At 65.0% G+C, this 15,078-nt stretch carries 20 protein-coding genes; 9 read left to right on the forward strand and 11 right to left on the reverse strand.

Features of this window, described 5'->3' with window-relative positions; translation table 11 throughout:
• Positions 1–57 precede the first annotated feature (57 nt).
• The gene (gene rsgA / locus JG746_RS14810) at positions 58–1,110 is read right to left on the reverse strand and encodes a ribosome small subunit-dependent GTPase A (protein ID WP_202358798.1); all 1,053 of its coding nucleotides are present in this window, start codon (positions 1,108–1,110) and stop codon (positions 58–60) included.
• Positions 1,111–1,291: 181 nt separating this feature from the next.
• Between rsgA and JG746_RS14815 the strand changes: the two genes are divergently transcribed.
• Entirely contained in the window at positions 1,292–1,624 is a 333-nt protein-coding gene (locus JG746_RS14815) for an excalibur calcium-binding domain-containing protein (protein WP_202358799.1), read from the forward strand.
• 1 nt (position 1,625) lies between these two features.
• Here JG746_RS14815 and dinB read toward each other — a convergent pair whose 3' ends face one another.
• Complete coding sequence (dinB, locus tag JG746_RS14820) at positions 1,626–2,873, reverse strand: DNA polymerase IV (protein WP_202358800.1); 1,248 nt, start codon at positions 2,871–2,873, stop codon at positions 1,626–1,628.
• Positions 2,874–3,082: 209 nt separating this feature from the next.
• Between dinB and JG746_RS14825 the strand changes: the two genes are divergently transcribed.
• Positions 3,083–3,796 carry a DUF899 domain-containing protein gene (locus JG746_RS14825; RefSeq protein ID WP_202358801.1) on the forward strand — a complete coding sequence of 238 codons (714 nt, stop codon included), beginning with the start codon at positions 3,083–3,085 and terminating at the stop codon, positions 3,794–3,796.
• A gap of 42 nt (positions 3,797–3,838) precedes the next feature.
• Here JG746_RS14825 and JG746_RS14830 read toward each other — a convergent pair whose 3' ends face one another.
• A complete protein-coding gene (locus JG746_RS14830; RefSeq protein WP_202358802.1) occupies positions 3,839–4,261 on the reverse strand; it encodes a winged helix-turn-helix transcriptional regulator in 423 nt (140 codons plus the stop codon).
• Between the two features lie 111 nt (positions 4,262–4,372).
• Between JG746_RS14830 and JG746_RS14835 the strand changes: the two genes are divergently transcribed.
• The 4 genes from JG746_RS14835 to JG746_RS14850 all read left to right on the forward strand — a co-directional run bounded on the left by JG746_RS14835 (position 4,373) and on the right by JG746_RS14850 (position 8,053).
• Positions 4,373–4,960, forward strand: coding sequence for a dihydrofolate reductase family protein (locus tag JG746_RS14835; protein ID WP_202358803.1), 588 nt, complete (start codon positions 4,373–4,375; stop codon positions 4,958–4,960).
• Between the two features lie 128 nt (positions 4,961–5,088).
• A complete protein-coding gene (locus JG746_RS14840) occupies positions 5,089–5,970 on the forward strand; it encodes an SDR family oxidoreductase (protein WP_202358804.1) in 882 nt (293 codons plus the stop codon).
• A 108-nt stretch (positions 5,971–6,078) separates the two neighbouring features.
• A complete protein-coding gene (locus JG746_RS14845) occupies positions 6,079–7,032 on the forward strand; it encodes an alpha/beta hydrolase (protein ID WP_202358805.1) in 954 nt (317 codons plus the stop codon).
• Positions 7,033–7,120: 88 nt separating this feature from the next.
• Positions 7,121–8,053: a sigma-70 family RNA polymerase sigma factor gene (locus JG746_RS14850; protein ID WP_202358806.1), complete on the forward strand. Its 933-nt coding sequence runs from the start codon at positions 7,121–7,123 to the stop codon at positions 8,051–8,053.
• Positions 8,054–8,097: 44 nt separating this feature from the next.
• Here the strand turns inward: JG746_RS14850 and JG746_RS14855 are convergent, their stop codons facing one another.
• The 4 genes from JG746_RS14855 to ada all read right to left on the reverse strand — a co-directional run bounded on the left by JG746_RS14855 (position 8,098) and on the right by ada (position 10,899).
• Positions 8,098–8,841 carry a 2OG-Fe(II) oxygenase gene (locus JG746_RS14855; protein ID WP_202358807.1) on the reverse strand — a complete coding sequence of 248 codons (744 nt, stop codon included), beginning with the start codon at positions 8,839–8,841 and terminating at the stop codon, positions 8,098–8,100.
• The gene (locus JG746_RS14860; RefSeq protein WP_202358808.1) at positions 8,838–9,392 is read right to left on the reverse strand and encodes a methylated-DNA--[protein]-cysteine S-methyltransferase; all 555 of its coding nucleotides are present in this window, start codon (positions 9,390–9,392) and stop codon (positions 8,838–8,840) included. The genes JG746_RS14855 and JG746_RS14860 overlap by 4 nt, the downstream gene beginning before the upstream one ends.
• Positions 9,393–9,552: 160 nt before the next feature.
• A complete protein-coding gene (locus tag JG746_RS14865) occupies positions 9,553–9,762 on the reverse strand; it encodes a hypothetical protein (protein ID WP_244730812.1) in 210 nt (69 codons plus the stop codon).
• A 21-nt stretch (positions 9,763–9,783) separates the two neighbouring features.
• The gene (ada, locus tag JG746_RS14870) at positions 9,784–10,899 is read right to left on the reverse strand and encodes a bifunctional DNA-binding transcriptional regulator/O6-methylguanine-DNA methyltransferase Ada (RefSeq protein WP_202359370.1); all 1,116 of its coding nucleotides are present in this window, start codon (positions 10,897–10,899) and stop codon (positions 9,784–9,786) included.
• Positions 10,900–10,985: 86 nt separating this feature from the next.
• Between ada and JG746_RS14875 the strand changes: the two genes are divergently transcribed.
• On the forward strand, positions 10,986–11,207 hold the full coding sequence (locus JG746_RS14875; RefSeq protein WP_202358810.1) for a helix-turn-helix domain-containing protein: 222 nt from the start codon (positions 10,986–10,988) through the stop codon (positions 11,205–11,207).
• Between the two features lie 66 nt (positions 11,208–11,273).
• On the opposite strand, the gene JG746_RS14880 is transcribed toward JG746_RS14875, so the two are convergent.
• On the reverse strand, positions 11,274–11,966 hold the full coding sequence (locus JG746_RS14880) for a winged helix-turn-helix transcriptional regulator (protein WP_202358811.1): 693 nt from the start codon (positions 11,964–11,966) through the stop codon (positions 11,274–11,276).
• Positions 11,967–12,142: 176 nt separating this feature from the next.
• Between JG746_RS14880 and JG746_RS14885 the strand changes: the two genes are divergently transcribed.
• Entirely contained in the window at positions 12,143–12,469 is a 327-nt protein-coding gene (locus JG746_RS14885; RefSeq protein WP_202358812.1) for a DUF1330 domain-containing protein, read from the forward strand.
• 115 nt (positions 12,470–12,584) lie between these two features.
• Entirely contained in the window at positions 12,585–13,121 is a 537-nt protein-coding gene (locus JG746_RS14890; RefSeq protein WP_202358813.1) for a hypothetical protein, read from the forward strand.
• Between the two features lie 84 nt (positions 13,122–13,205).
• Here the strand turns inward: JG746_RS14890 and JG746_RS37145 are convergent, their stop codons facing one another.
• The 3 genes from JG746_RS37145 to JG746_RS14900 all read right to left on the reverse strand — a co-directional run bounded on the left by JG746_RS37145 (position 13,206) and on the right by JG746_RS14900 (position 14,989).
• Positions 13,206–13,691, reverse strand: a complete 486-nt coding sequence (locus JG746_RS37145; protein ID WP_244730814.1) for a phosphatase PAP2 family protein — start codon at positions 13,689–13,691, stop codon at positions 13,206–13,208.
• A gap of 9 nt (positions 13,692–13,700) precedes the next feature.
• Positions 13,701–14,189, reverse strand: coding sequence for a hypothetical protein (locus JG746_RS37150; RefSeq protein WP_244730815.1), 489 nt, complete (start codon positions 14,187–14,189; stop codon positions 13,701–13,703).
• A 350-nt stretch (positions 14,190–14,539) separates the two neighbouring features.
• A complete protein-coding gene (locus JG746_RS14900; RefSeq protein WP_202358814.1) occupies positions 14,540–14,989 on the reverse strand; it encodes an ester cyclase in 450 nt (149 codons plus the stop codon).
• Positions 14,990–15,078: the final 89 nt, after the last annotated feature.

The raw sequence follows: 15,078 nt of genomic DNA on the forward strand, positions 1-15,078 counted from the left end.
GGCAGTAGGGCAGTAGGGCAGTAGGGCAGTAGGGCAGTAGGGCAGTAGGGCGGTCGTTCAGCGCCTCTTGCCGCGACCGACGGGTGACTTGGCTCCGCGCGGGCCGCTCTGCACCGGCGTGTTGTTCTGGTTTTCTTCGGACAGTTTGCGCCAGCGGGCAAGGCGTTCCGGATCGAGCGTGCCGGCCTTCAAGGCGGCCTGCACCGCGCAGCCCGGTTCGTGGACATGCGTGCAGTCGCGGAATTTGCAGAGCGGCGCCAACTCGGTGATTTCGGCGAACAGCGTGTCGATGCCGTAGGCGACGTCGCTGACCTGCAGCGTGCGCATGCCCGGCGTGTCGATCACCCAGCCGCCACCGGCAATGGCATGCAAGGAGCGCGCCGTGGTGGTGTGGCGCCCCTTGGCATCGTGTTCGCGGATGGCCCCGGTCTGCTGCGGCGATTGCTGCGCCGATCCGGCCAGCGTATTGACCAGCGTCGATTTGCCGACGCCGGAGGAACCGATCAGCGTCACCGTCTGCCCCGTGCCGCACCAGGCAGCGAGTGCGCTCGCGGCGCCCGCTATGCGCGGGTTCAGCGTCACCACCGCCAATCCGCGCTGCAGCGCGGCGGCCTGGCTCCGGTATGTCTCGGCGTCTTCAGCCGTATCGGCCTTGGTCAACAGGATCACGGGCGTCGTTCCGGCCTCGTTGGCGAGCGCCAGATAGCGTTCGAGCCGGGCGATGTTGAAGTCGGCATTGCAGGAGGTGACGATGAACAGCGTGTCGACATTGGCGGCGGCCAGCTGTGGCCCCCTGCCGCCCTGGACGCGGCGTTCCAGAACCGTCTTGCGGGTCAGGCGACGCCGCACGAGGTGGCCATGCGGCTCGACCAGCACCCAGTCGCCGACGGCATAGTCGCCGGTGGTAGCCTGCGGCGCCAGCGTCAGGTCGGTTTGTCCCGTCTGGGACAGGCCGCTCAGCCGGTCTCGATGGACCATGGCGATGCGGGTCGGGATGAGGTCTGCATCGCCCGGTTCAAGCTGGTCGCCGAAAAACTCCGACCATCCAAGGGTGGCAAGAGAGGGTGACGGGGCAGGGGAGGAGGCCGTCAAGGCTTCGACCAAGGGCACGGCGTCGCTGGCATCGGACAGTATCCCCGGGCAAGATGGAGAGGTGCGGACTTCTCGGGCGGGCGATCCGCCCACGCCGCTGTATGGGCGGCACGGCGGGGTTTGGCAAGCGTGCCGGTTGTCGCGACGGCCCGGTGAAGATAGATTTGTTTAGGGGTCTGAAGCAGGGGGCACCTCGGGAATGCTTCTGCCATTCTTGCATTGGCCTGCAACTCGTCGCCACGGCAGGCTGAAATACCTGGCTCTTTTCGCGCCGTTCATCCTCCTGTCCGGCTACATCGCCTATGGCTTTGTCGGCATCCAGATCGACTCCCCGCTCGCCGCCTTAAGGCACTTCGCCGCGTTCCCGAACTGTGCAGCCGCCCGCGCCGTCGGGCTTGCGCCCGCATATCGGGGGCAGCCGGGCTATTGGCCGACACATGATGCCGACAAGGACGGTATCGCCTGCGAACCCTGGCATGGGGGAAGCGGCAGCGGCGTGAAGGTGCATCGCTATTGGCGCACCGGCAGATAGCTCACAATTCCTTCTCCGCCAGTTCCCTGAATTCGTCGGGCACGGAGCGTGCCGCTTCCAGCGCCACCGTGCCGTAGCCGACCGCCTGCTTGCCGAAACGTTCGCGGATCTTGTCGATGGCGCGGTCGGCGCCGAAGCGGGCGAGGCCTTTTTTGCTGCCGGGGCGGCGCTTCTCGTCGGCGAGGCCGAGCGGCAGGTCGAGCTGCAGCTCGGCGCTCTCCTCCAGATGCGAGACCGAGATCGCCAGCAGCGAGATCGTCTTTTCCCGTGGATGGTCGGCGAGCACGCCGCGCACCAGGTCGCCGGCGATCTCGGCCAGCATGGTGGTCGCCGAGATCGGCTGATCCAGCGTGATCGAGCGCGTGACGGCGCTGAGATCGGCAAAGCGCACGCGCACCGTCACGGTGCGGCCGGGCCGCGCCTTGGCGCGCAGCCGGCTGGCGACGCGGTCGGCCAGATGCAGCAAGGTGGGCACGATCACCCGCGCCACGGCCGGCTTCCGGCCGAGGGCCGATTGCGCGCCGGCCGAGTGCGCCCTGCGACTGGTCTCCAGTTTCCTAGGGTCGCGGTTCCATGCGAGAGCGGCGAGCTTTTCGCCGGCGGCGGGGCCGAGCAGCCGCGTCAGCGCGCCGCTATGCGTCCTGGCCAGCTCGCCGATGGTCTGGATGCCGATTTCGGCCAGCCGCGCCCTGGTCGCCGGACCGACGCCCCACATCAGCGAGACCGGCAGATCATGCAGGAAGGCGAGTTCCGTGCCGGGATCGACCACCACCAGCCCGTCGGGCTTGGCGACCTGCGAGGCGATCTTGGCCAGATGCTTGGTGCGGGCGACGCCGATCGAGATCGGCAGGCCGAGTTCGGCCCGCACGCGGCGGCGGATCGCCGTGGCGATCTCCCGCGGTTGCCCGAACAGATGCGTGCAGCCGGCGACATCGGCGAAGGCCTCGTCGATGGAAATGCGCTCGACCACCGGCGTGAAATCGTCGAGCACTTTTATCGCCGCGTCGCCCAGCCGCTGGTAGTGGCTGAAATTCCCGCCGACGAAGATCAACTGCGGGCAAAGCTCGCGCGCCTTGCGCCCCGGCATGCCGCCGCGCACGCCGAAGACGCGCGCCTCGTAGGAGGCGGCCAGTACCACGCCGCCACCGACCGCGATCGGCTTGCCGCGCAGCGACGGGTCGAGCAATTGCTCGACCGAGGCATAGAAGGCATCGAGATCGGCATGCAGGATGGTGGCGGTCGTTTCCATCCGGCTGCATATCCATAGTTGCTGATGGATTGGAACGAATAGAGAACAAAACGTGTATGGCTGTCAAGCGCCATGTCCGCGTCCGGCTGTGTCATCGGCGCTCTTCCCGCGAAAATTGCGCCGCCATTGTCGGAACGCGGTCTTCGACGACGTCTTAAAGACAGGCAACGAGGCTGCCATCATACGCCTGAGTGCGGAAGGAGAACGACATGACCGACCACATCATCGCGCCTTACTCGGACTGGTTTGAAGCGCACAAGGCGCATCTCGAAAAAGAGAAGGCGTTGACGCGCCAGCGCCAGCAACTCGCGGCGGAGCGGCGGGCACTGCCGTGGCTTCGGATCGACAAGCCCTACGCGTTCGACACCATCCAGGGAAAGAAATCTCTGGCCGACCTCTTCAAGGGCCGCAGCCAGTTGATCATCTATCACTTCATGTTTCCGCCCAATGCGGACTATCGCTGCACCGGCTGTTCATTCCTTTGCGACCACATCGACGCCGCCAACCAGCATCTGAGGCATCACGACGTCTCGCTGGTCGTCTGCGCACGCGCTCCTCTGGCCGAGCTCATGGATTTCAAGGCGCGGATGAACTGGCAGTTCGATTGGGTTTCGTCATTCGGGAGCGATTTCAATTTCGACTTCCAGGTGTCGTTCACCGAGGACCAGATCCGTTCGGGCAAGGTGCTGTTCAATTTCGAAGAGGTCGCGATGACGGGCAGGGATCGCGGCGGCGCGACGGTTTTCTACAGGGATGACGATGGCACGATCTACTGCACGTTCCAGGTGCGGGGCCGGGGCGGCGAGAACCTGATCGGTACCTACAGCTATCTCGACCTCACTCCCATGGGCCGCAATGAAAATGGGCCATCCCATACGCTGGGCGATTGGGTCCGCCTTCACGATCAGTATGACGATCGCTGACGATCCGCCGCGCAGTTGGGCACGCCCCGGCTCGGGGCACGATCATGTTTTCGCCAGATGCTCGGCCCGCAGCGCTGCCTTGATCCGTTCCAGCGCCGGTTCGCCGCCGGCCGCCAGTTCGTCGGCGATGCGGGCCAGCTTGTCGTCGGCCTTGCGGTGCTTGCTGCCCCAGGCGCCGAGCGTGGCCAGCACCGGCAGAAGGTCGATGCCGGCTTCCGTCAGCCGGTAGATCGCCTTCAGCCCGTGGCTCGGATCGTCGCTGCGGGTGAGGATGCCTTCATCCTGCAGCGTCTGCAGCCGCTCGGCCAGCGTGCGTGAGGAGATGCCTTCGTCCGACTGCAGGAACTCGCGAAAATGCTTTTTCCCGGCGAAGACCAGGTCGCGGATGATGAGCAGCGTCCAGCGGTCGCCGAGCAGTTCGAGCGACAAGTTGATCGGGCAGCCGGACTTTTCGCGCGTCGACATGTCTATGGTTCCATTTTTAAATCACTTTACTATTGACATCATTTTTCCCATACGTCAATGGTTCCAAAAGTAAAGCAATTTCGCTTGAGCCGGACAAACGAGGAGACGACCGTGAAAAAGCTGATCCTTCAGATGCAGATATCGGTCGACGGTTTTGTCGGCGTCAATGACGACCATCGCTGGCAACTCTGGGAATGGGGCGACGACATCGGCTGGGACGAGGAGCTGAAGCGCGATTTCAACGCCTTCTTCACCGGTATCGACACCATCCTGCTCAGCCGCAAGATGGCCGAGGAAGGCTATCTCAGCCATTGGGGCAATGCGGCGAAGAAGTTTCCACGTGATCCGTTCTATGCCTTCGCCCAGCGTATCGTGGACGCCCGGAAGGTGGTGCCGAGCGACAGGCTGAAAACCTCGCGGTGGGAGCGCACGACGGTGGTGAGCGGCGACCTGCCGCGCGAGGTCGAGGCGCTGAAGGCGAGCGAGGGCGGCGACATCGCCGTCTTCGGCGGCGCGGGCTTCGCCTCGTCGCTGATCGCGGCCGGGCTGGTCGACGAGTTCCAGCTGTTCATCAATCCGGCCGTGCTGAGCGCCGGCCTGCGCATCTTCGACCAGGGCGGCTTTGGAAAACTGCGTCTGCTCGGCTCGAAGGCCTATGCCTGCGGCATGGTGGTGAACCGCTACGCCCCGGCGCGGTGATCGCGGCACGGCGAAAGCGTCCTGCTGACAAAAGATGTTTGGGCGGAATCCTTTGCCTTCGTTTCTTCGTCTTCAAGGTGCGGTCGCCGGCAGGGCGGCTCGCATCAATCCCGAGACGGAGAAAGACGATGATCCTGGTGACAGGGGCAGCCGGCCTGAACGGCAAAGCGATCGTGCGCGAGTTCGCGCGGCAGAAGCATAAGGTGAGGGCGCTGGTGCGCGATCCCGGCCGGGCATCAGCGGCTGGGCTCGGCGGCCTTGCCGGCGTCGAACTGGTCGCCGGCGACATGCGCCGGGCGGACACACTTGGCGCGGCACTCGACGGCATCGAGCGCGTGCTGATGATTTCGACCGCAGCCGAAGACATGACGCAAACGCAGTGCCGTTTCATCGATGCCTGCAGGCAGGCCGGTGTCGCGCATGTGATAAAATTCTCCGGCGCCGAATCCAACATCGGCTATGACGCGACGAAGTTCCGCTTCACCCGCATGCATGAAGAGGTCGAGCGCTATCTGGAAGGGGCCGGCATGGCATGGACGCATCTGCGCCCCAGCCAGTTCATGCAGGTCTACCTGCGCGACGCGCCGACCATTGCCGCCGAGGGCGCATTCTATCTCGCGCTCGGCGAGACCGAACTGTCGCCGGTCGATGTCGAGGATATCGCCAAGGTGGCCTTCCGGCTGCTGCGCGACGGTGGCCATGCGGGCGAGAGCCTCGATATGACCGGGCCGCAGGCGTTGACGATGAGCGCTATAGCGTCGCTGATATCGCAGGCGATCGGCAAGCCGGTCCGCTATGTCGATGTCAGCCCCGAAGAGCGGCGGCGCAACCTGCTGGCCAGCGGCATTCCGGCGATCTTCGCCGATGCGCTGGACGAACAGCTGGCCGAACGGTTGCGACGGCCGAAATCGCGGGTGCATCTCAAGACGCATGACATGTTCGGCGTGCGGCCGACGCCGTTCCTCGAATTCGCCCAACGCCACGCCGCGATGTTTCGGGGCGAGGGTTAGCCGGATCCGGGAAGAATCATGCGCGGGCGACGTATCCTTTTTGTCAGCCCATCCGTCTCTGCTTCTCGAAAGGTCGCGCGGTCCGCGATCGGTAACCAGGAGAGCATCATGGCGAGCATCGAGAGCGAAGCAAACAGGAACCACTACGCGACGATCGGCGCCAATGCCGGCAAAATGAGCCCGCAGGCATTCGTCGACTTCAACGATACAAGTTGGACGGCGCTGACCGGTGAACCCGGCGGCGTCGACTATATCGAGGTGGATGCCGGCGGCGTGCCGGCGCTATGGATCGTGCCGAAGGGCGCGGACGAGGAGCGCGTGCTGTTTTATGCGCATGGCGGCGGCTTCCTTGGCGGCTCGATCTACACCCACCGCAAGCTGGTCGGCCACCTGGCCAAGGCCGTCGGCTGCCGGGCCTTGCTCTATGGCTATCCGCTGGCGAGCCAGGGCAAGTTTCCGGCCCAGCTTGAGGCGGCGATGGCAGCCTGGGACTGGCTCGCCGACCAGGGCGTCGACACCAGGCGGATCGCGCTTGCCGCGGATTCCTGCGGCGCGATACTGACCTATGGCGTCCTGCAGCGGCTGCGCGCGCAGGAGCGGCCGCTGCCGGCCGCAACGCTGATCATCTCCGGCTGGTTCGACATGGCGCTGACCGCCGCAAGCTACGAAACCAACCGCGAAAAGGACCCTTTCTTCGCCAAGGGGGGCGTCGACTGGCTGGTGACCAACTTCATCGGCGACCGCGACCGGCTCGATCCGGAGGTCAGCCCGCTCTATGCCGATTTGCGGGGCTTTCCGCCCGTCTTTCTGCAGGCCGGGGCCGACGAGACGCTGGTCGACGAAAGCCGCATGTTCGCCGAGCGCGCGCGGCAGGCTGGCGTCGAGGCGCGTCTCGACGTCTTCGACGACATGCTGCACTCCTTCCAGATGATGGCCGGCCGGGCGCCGGAAGCCGACGACGCGATCGGCCGCCTCGCCGCCTGGGTGCGGCCGAGGCTTGGGCTGCCGGATGCCGGTGACGATGCCGTCAGCGACACGGTTGCCGGCGGCAAGGCGGCGTAGCCATGAGCGGGCTGATCGGGTGGCACTTGGTGCTTGTGGATGCACTGCGCCTGCGCGATGCTGCGGTGAGGTTGAGCGATGTGCCGCGATGAACCAGCAGATCCGCAATTTCCGTGAGACGAGGCACGGCATCGAGCCGCGCCTCGACCCCGAAGGCCTGTTCGACGCGCGCTACCGGGCGTTCCTGGAGACGGTCTCGCATCTGCGCGTCCGTCTCCACCGCTATTGCGCGCGCATGACCGGCTCGGTCCTCGACGGCGAGGACATCATGCAGGAGGCGCTGTTCGAGGCCTATCGCAAGATCGGGCAGCTCGACGACACACAGGCGCTGCGGCCGTGGCTGTTCCGCATCGCCCATAACAGGTGCATCGACTTCATCCGCAACCGCCACACGCGGCTCAAGGCCGAAGCCGGATACGCCGGGGATGAGATCGTGCTGCCCGTCGAGCCCGCCGGCCCGGGCGCCGGCCACGCCATAGAGCGGCTGGTGGTGCACCTGCCGCCGAAGGAGCGCGCCTGCGTGCTGCTCAAGGATGTCTTCGACCATTCGCTCGACGAGATCGCCGAGCTGGTCGGCTCGACATCGGGCGGCGTCAAGTCGGCGCTCAATCGCGGCCGGGCCAAGCTCGCCGCCTTGCCGGCGCAACCGGTCGCGGCGCCCGCGCACGACCCGGAACTGGAAAGGCTGCTCAACCGCTATGTCGAGCTCTTCAATGCCAGGGATTGGGACGGGGTGCGGGCACTGACCAGCGCCGACGCCCGGCTGCGGGTTTCGGACTGCTACAATGGCCTGCTCTCCGAGTCGCCCTATTTCGTCGAATATGAGCGCGGCGAGCCCTGGCGCATGCGGCCAGATGCGATCGAAGGCGAGGCGGTGCTGGTCGTCGACAGGCTGCGTGGCGAGGAATGGCGGCCGGCGTATTTCGTGCGGATCCACGCCGATGGCGGCGTCATCGACCGCATCGCCGACTATTATGCGTGCCCCTGGATCCTGGAGATGGTCGCTGCCGACGCGGAATGAATCGCGGCATTTCCTTCTCCCGCAAGGGGAGAAGGAAGAAACGCTCACTTCGCATCATGAAAAATAATACCGACCGTGTGGCGCATGCCTGAGCGCAGGCGGCTGACGCCGTGGCGCAGGTTGACGCGGTAATTGCCCCTGGTTCCCTGCACCGGCCGGTTGTGGACGGCGAAGGCCACCGCATCGCCCTGGCGCAACGGCACCACCTCGACCCGGCTCTGCATGCGCGGCCGCTGTTCGGTCAGCGCGAATTCGCCACCGGTGAAATCCTTGCCCGGCTCGGACAGCAGGATCGCCACCTGCAGGGGAAAGGCGAGGTCGCCATAGAGGTCCTGGTGCAGGCAGTTGAAGTCGCCGGGGACATATTGCAGCAGAAGGGGCGTCGGCCTGACCTGGCCGGCGGCGTGGCATTGGTCGAGAAATTCGGCATGCGTCGCGGGGTAGCGCAGGGCGATGCCCATGCGTTCGTTCCAGCGGTTGGCGACCTCGGCCAGCCTGGGATAGAGCGCGCTACGCAACCCGCCGAGCAGATCCGGCAAGGGATAGCGGAAGTAGCGGTACTCGCCCTTGCCGAAGCCGTGCCTGGCCATGTGGATGTGGCTGCGGAAATGCTTTTCCTCGGGGTAGAGGCCGGCGATCTGCCGGCACTCTTCGGGCGAGAGCAGCTTTTCCATCACCGCGCAGCCGAAGCCGTCGAGTTCGGCGGCCAGCGCCGGCCAGTCGTAAGCGGCGATGCGTGTCTCGGCGGCTTCCACCGCCGCCGTGGCAACCTTGGCGTAAGCGTTCATATCGCAGCCTCCTTGTCGAGCAGCGCGCGCTTGCGCTCGATGCCCCAGCGGTAGCCCGACGGCGTGCCGTCGGCTCTGACAACGCGGTGGCAGGGAATGCCGAGCGCGATGGCGTTGGCGGCACAGGCGGTCGCCACGGCGCGCGCGCCGGTCGGCCGGCCGAGGCGCCGGGCAAGCGCGGTGTAGGTGATGGTGGCGCCGCAGGGAATGGCGCGCAGCACTTCCCAAACGCGCTGCTGGAACGGCGTGCCGTGGCGCATGTCGAGCGGCAGGTCGAGGCCGGTACCGGGCGTTTCGATGAAGCGGGCTATCGCCGCGAGATCGCCGCGCAGGGTGACCTTGTCTTCGACCAGCATCTTGCCGGGGAAGCGGTCGGCGAGGTCCTGTTCCAGTGCGTCGGCGTCGGAGCCGATCAGGATGGCGCAGACGCCGACGGGGCTGCGCGCGGCCAGGATGGCGCCGATCGCGGACTGGCCGATGGCGTAAGTGAGGGTGTCGAGGGCGGCGGTGTTGCGGGCTGTCGCCGGCATATGGGTTTGCATGAGGTTCATTGGCTTCACTCCTTGTTGTGACTGAACCCTAGCCGGGTGCAGGCTGCCTCTCACTCCGATGCTTGCTTTCAAATTCAAGTTGCATGGCTTGAGGATGAAGGATGCCGGGGGTTAGCGCCCTACGGCGCTGACTTGGACCGTCCGCACTTCGTGCGTGATGTCAGGCGACACGCGTGACAGCGACCTCGCCGAGCAGGAAAACCTCACCCGACAACAGCCGCAACTCAACCTCGCCCGTCGCGGTGCGGCTCCACTCGGCCTTGCCACTATCAACCAGCTCGCCGATGGCAGCCAACACTCGTGACTTCGCGTCGATGGCGGCACCGTTGGCATTCTGGCTCTGCGCTCTGGCGGCGGAAGGCCTGGCCATCGTGCGCATCGCCGGTCCTCGTCAGGCCCGCGAAGACCGGTAGGCCTTCGTCGACCCTTGGGCCTCGCGGTCAAGCAGCGCGCGCTTGCGCTCGGCGCCCCAGGCGTAACCCGAGAGGGCGCCGTCCTTGCGGATCACGCGGTGGCAGGGAATCGCGACCGCGTGCGCATTGGCGGCGCAGGCGGCGGCGATGGCGCGGGTCGCCCTGGGCGCGCCGATGCGCCCGGCGATCTCGGCATAGGAAACCGTGCCACCGACCGGGATGCCCCGCAAGGCCTGCCAGACGCGCTGCTGGAAGGCCGTGCCGCGCACGTCGAGCGGCAGGTCGAGACCAAGCTGTGGCGCCTCGACGAAGCCGACGACGCGGGCGACCAGCGCCTCGTAGTCGCGGTCGCCGCCGATCAGCCGCGCCTTGGGGAAACGGTCCTGCAGGTCGCGCACCAGCGCGTCCGGATCGTCACCGAGCAGGATCGAGGCGACGCCCTTGCGGCTTGACGCGACCAGTATGGCGCCGAGCGAGGATTCGCCGACGGCAAAGCGTATGTCTTCATTGGCGCCGCCGGCACGGTAGCGCGTCGGCGTCATGCCGAGCATGCCGGTGGATTTCTCGTAGAAACGTCCGCTCGAATTGAAGCCGGCATCGTAGATTGCCGTCGTCACGCTGGCGCCGTCCTCGAGACCCTGGCGGACCCGGGCGGCACGGTGCGCGGCGGCATAATCCTTCGGCGTCAGCCCGGTGATCGCCTTGAAGACGCGGTGGAAATAGCCGGCGCTGCGGCCGGCGGCATCAGCGAGTTCGGCGAGCGAGGGTTCCTCTTCGCTCTGTTCGATCCTGCGGCAGGCGTCGGCGACCATCGCGGCATTGCCGGCCTCGAGCGAGGGACCATCCGGGTTGCAGCGCCTGCAGGCGCGAAAACCGGTCGCCTTCGCCTGAGCCAGCGTGTCGTGCAGTTGCACATTCCCGGGATTGGCACGCCGCGACGGGCAGGAGGGCCGGCAGTAAACGCCGGTCGTCGCCACCGAATACCAGAATTGCCCGTCCGCCGATTTGTCGCGCGCCACGATGCGCGCCCAGCGCGGATCGTCGGTGACCGGCAGCGGCGTGGATTTCAGGTCTCTGGCCAGAGTGATGAACATGGTCATATAGAAACCGCTGGAAGCCGCCCTCGCCACCCGTTTCCTGCCAACAAAGAATGTGGCCGGATTGATCCGGAGAAGGTGTGATGGAAAACATTCGACCCCTTAAGACCGAAGCCGATTACGATTGGGCGATCGCCGAAATCACCGGATATTTCGAGAATGAGCCGGAAGTCGGCTCTGTCGACGGTGACCGCTTCGATGTTCTCGCGACCCTGATAGAGGCTTACGAGAACAAGCACTCCCCGATCGAAGCATCCGCTCCCGTCGACGGGTTGCATCCAACCGGATTCAAAGACTCGCTGTAAGCCCTTGTTTTCGCGGCATGCCACCCAAAGTCGATGCGCGTTTTGGGAGCGACATTCCTGGCTCTCCTAGGCCGCGCGTTTGGGCTCCACCGCGAACGGACTGAGCCCGAGCCAGGTCTGCATCTTCCTGCCGATGGCCTGGTCGCCCGTCAGCGAAACCTTCGCGCCGGCCTTCTCGACGGTCAGCAGCCCCATCCAGATCGCCGTCATCGTGTGCAGGTCGGTCGAGACGTAGAGGTCGACGTCAAAGCCCGGATCGTACCAGCACAGGTCGACCTCGCCGTGCTTTTCGACGATCAGCCACCACGAGCGTTTGGACGCCGGCAGATCCTGATACAGGAATTGTATCACCGTGCGCCCGACGGGGAGCGGCGAGGGGTTCAGATTGCGCCGCATGTCCCACATCAGCAGCGACGGATCGAGGTTCTTGAGCGACAGCCGGGACTCGACCCATTTCTGCCCCCAGAACCCCATCGCCTCGACGACGGGGCGCAGATCGCGGCCGGCCTCGGTGAGCCGGTAGTCGAAGATTCCCTTCTCGCCAGGGATCTCCTTGCGCTCCACGATCCCCGCCAGCTCCAGCTCCTTCAGCCGTTGCGACAGAAGGGTCGGCGACATTTTGGGGACGCCGCGGCGCAGATCGTTGAAGCGGGTCGAACCCGCCACCAATTCGCGCATCAGCACCATCGTCCAGCGGGTGCACAGCACCTCGGCGGCCATCGATAGCGGGCAGAACTGCTTGTATCCGTGCTGGGTCATGATTGGTCCTCCTCCCTCGAAGCCGGCCGAACATTAGGCCTTCATGAATGAAGCGGCCAGTACGGAAACTGTACCACCCCAGTACAGATCGCGGACTGGTTGGCGAGGGGCCGGCCATGCGAGCCCTTCGGCCGGTTGCACGGGATACCCCTGTGCGCCGCAACCAGGAGACGACCATGACTGCTTACGTAATCGCCGACATCAAGATGAAGGACCCGAAATGGGTGCCGGAATACGCGGCCTCGGTGCACGACATCGTCCACAAGCATGGCGGCAGATATCTGTCGCGCAGCGGCAATGTGAAGACGCTTGAAGGCAAGCCGCTCGACACCACGCTGATCGCGCTGATGGCGTTCCCGTCGGAAGCGGCGGCGCGCGCCTTCACCAACGATCCGGCCTATGCGCCTTTCGTTTCGGCGCGTCAGGGCGGCAGCGACAGCCGCTTCCAGCTGATCGACGACACCGATCTGGCCGGAACGATCCCGTATCTGCCGAAGGGATGACCGGCATTCGCCGCGTCGTTCCCGGGATCTCCAAGCAACAACAGTCACGGCGCTTGCCCGTCGCGCCGCCGTATTTTCGGCGGCCGGCCAGCTGTGCTTTTTCAAGCAGAATGGAATGGACATGATATCAAATCTTCGCAACAGGCTCGTCATGGCGGGGGCCATGCTGGCCGTCTGCGCCACCCTCGCACAGGCGCATCAGGAAGCGGCTGAAGCCGCGTCCGGCGCCAATCCGCTGGCCGACAGGGTTCGGGCGGCCAACAGCCGGTTTGTCGACGTCAAGGCGGCGACAGACGAGGGCTATGCACCCATTCCCTGCGCCAGCGGCATCACCGGCGGCGCCATGGGCATCCACTACGTCAATGGCCAGTATCTGAAGGACGACAAGATCGACATCGCCCGTCCGGAGGCCGTGATGTACGAGCCGATGGCCGACGGCCGGCTCAAGCTGGTGGCGGTCGAATACATCACCTCGAAAGGGCCAGCATCGCTGGATGGACAGCTGTTCAACTTCAACAGCGCCCCCAATCGCTACGGCCTGGGTGAATTCTACGAATTGCATGTCTGGGCCTGGAAGGGCAACCCGACCGGCACATTCGCCGACATGAACCCGAAAGTGTCGTGCGAACACATAATGGCGCCGAGCCAGTAGGCAAGGAGGCCAGGCGGCGTTGACGGCCGCCTGGCCTCTTGCGAAAGGTAGTGGAGTGGTTCGGCGGACCTCAGGCAGTCCCGGTTATTGCGGCGCCGGTTCGGGCAGCGGCAGTCCCATCCCGACGGTGCCGTGGCTCGCCTGGGGCAGCACGAAACGCCCAGTCAGGTACCAGATCGCGGACACGACGAGGATCGAAAGGTAGCCGTCAACGGCATAGTGCCAGCCGGTATAGACCGAGCCGAAGAGGATGAGCGCCGCGAAAGACCAGCCGGCGACCGCCCAGCGGCGCCCGAAACCACTCAGGAAGAACGCGTTGAGCGTGACGAAGGCGACATGCATGCTCGGCATGGCGGAGATACCGCCGCCCAGTTCGGGGCGGCCGCTCGTGTAGGCTGTGAGCAGATAGCTGGCATACATATGGACCGGCGCGGCGTAGCTGTTGCGCGCCAGGGAGGTCTGCAAGGCGGCAAACCGGTCGCCGCCGTAGAACTGGTCATGGAATATCGGGCCGGCGGAAGACAGCGCCATGGCCAGAACGGTACCGCACAGGATCGTGGTCAGCGCCAACGCCCAGAGTTAACGCAGACGCCCTGCAGGGTTGTTCCAGAAGGCGACGAACAGCAAAGTGCCGAACCATTGCAAGTGCCAGCCATATCCGTAACCGATGAAAATGACGGCCGAGATGGGTTGGGGAACGACGCGGTGTGTCCATGTCCAGGGATCGGCGCCATGCAGTGCGACATCAAGTTCCGCCAGCATGCGGTCGGCATAGAATGGCACGATCTCCGGGATGGCGATCTTGAAGGTGGTGAAGGCGGTGATGCCGAGAAAGAACAGAAGGATAACTGGCGCGGCGCCCAGCCAGCGCTGCCTGAGCATATCGAACATGAACCTCGTCGGGCTATGCCTGGCAAATGTCAGCGCCACGACGCCGAGGCCGGCGGCAAGAAGCGCGGGCAGGAAGAAGACGAACGGCTCGGCATAAGATTGCGCTAGGTGCAGATAGCAGCTTGGCTGCATGCAAAGCGCGGCCAGCGCATAGGCCAGGCATAGGGCGGTCAGCATCCAACCGCTCCTGGTCGCAGCGATGTCCAGGTCGAAAACGGCAAGCGGCCGGCGTTCGCCGTTCCGCTGCGCGGTGTGCGCACTCATTGAGGAAAACCCGCCAGCTACCCAAGCATTAACAGGGGTATTTCGCCGATGAAGTATTACTATTCAATTACACTTTGAGGATGGAGAAATACAAATATTAGATCTTTATAATTACTCTTGTTTCGTCAACGGTTCGTTGACGAAGATGTCATGGCTGAATGCAGAAGTAATGTCTGCGCCGGAGCGGTTTCCAAACCCGAAGGGTTGCCGGGCTTCGATCGTAATCGAAGCGGGCCATCGCCTGGTCGGCGATGGCCCGCGGATCAGGCGGCCTTGATCAGGCCGAGCTGGGTCAGCGCCGCGACGCCGTCGTCGAGGCCGATCTCCTCGACGATCCTGCCGTCGATCACCTTCAGCACCGTAGTGCCGGTGAAGCGCATGACGCGGCCGGTGGCGGCGGGCAGCGAACCGACGAGGAAATCGCCGAAAGCCGCGCCGGTATGCGTGCCGCCACCCTCCCACTGGCCGACGACATAATCGCCCTCGGCGATGAGATCGGCGGTGGCCCAGAAGTTGAGATCCGGGAAGGCGGCGCGGAAATCGGTCATGAAGGCCTTGATGTCGTCGCGGCCCCGGCGCGGCTCGTGCAGCGAATATTTGAGCAGCATGTCGGGCGCGGCGATGTCGTCGACGACGGACAGATCGCAGGTCTCACCCCAGAAGTCGGTGAACCATCTGACGACGACGGCCTTGTTGTCTTCCTGTTTGGTCATTGGGAGGTCCTTTCATGTTTGGCTGGGCCATCGGCGCATCGGTCGCGCCGGTGACCTGAGCCATCCCTAGGACCATCGGCAGAGCGCAA

Origin of the sequence: Mesorhizobium sp. 113-3-3 (assembly GCF_016756495.1) — a bacterium.
Classification (GTDB): Bacteria; Pseudomonadota; Alphaproteobacteria; order Rhizobiales; family Rhizobiaceae; genus Mesorhizobium.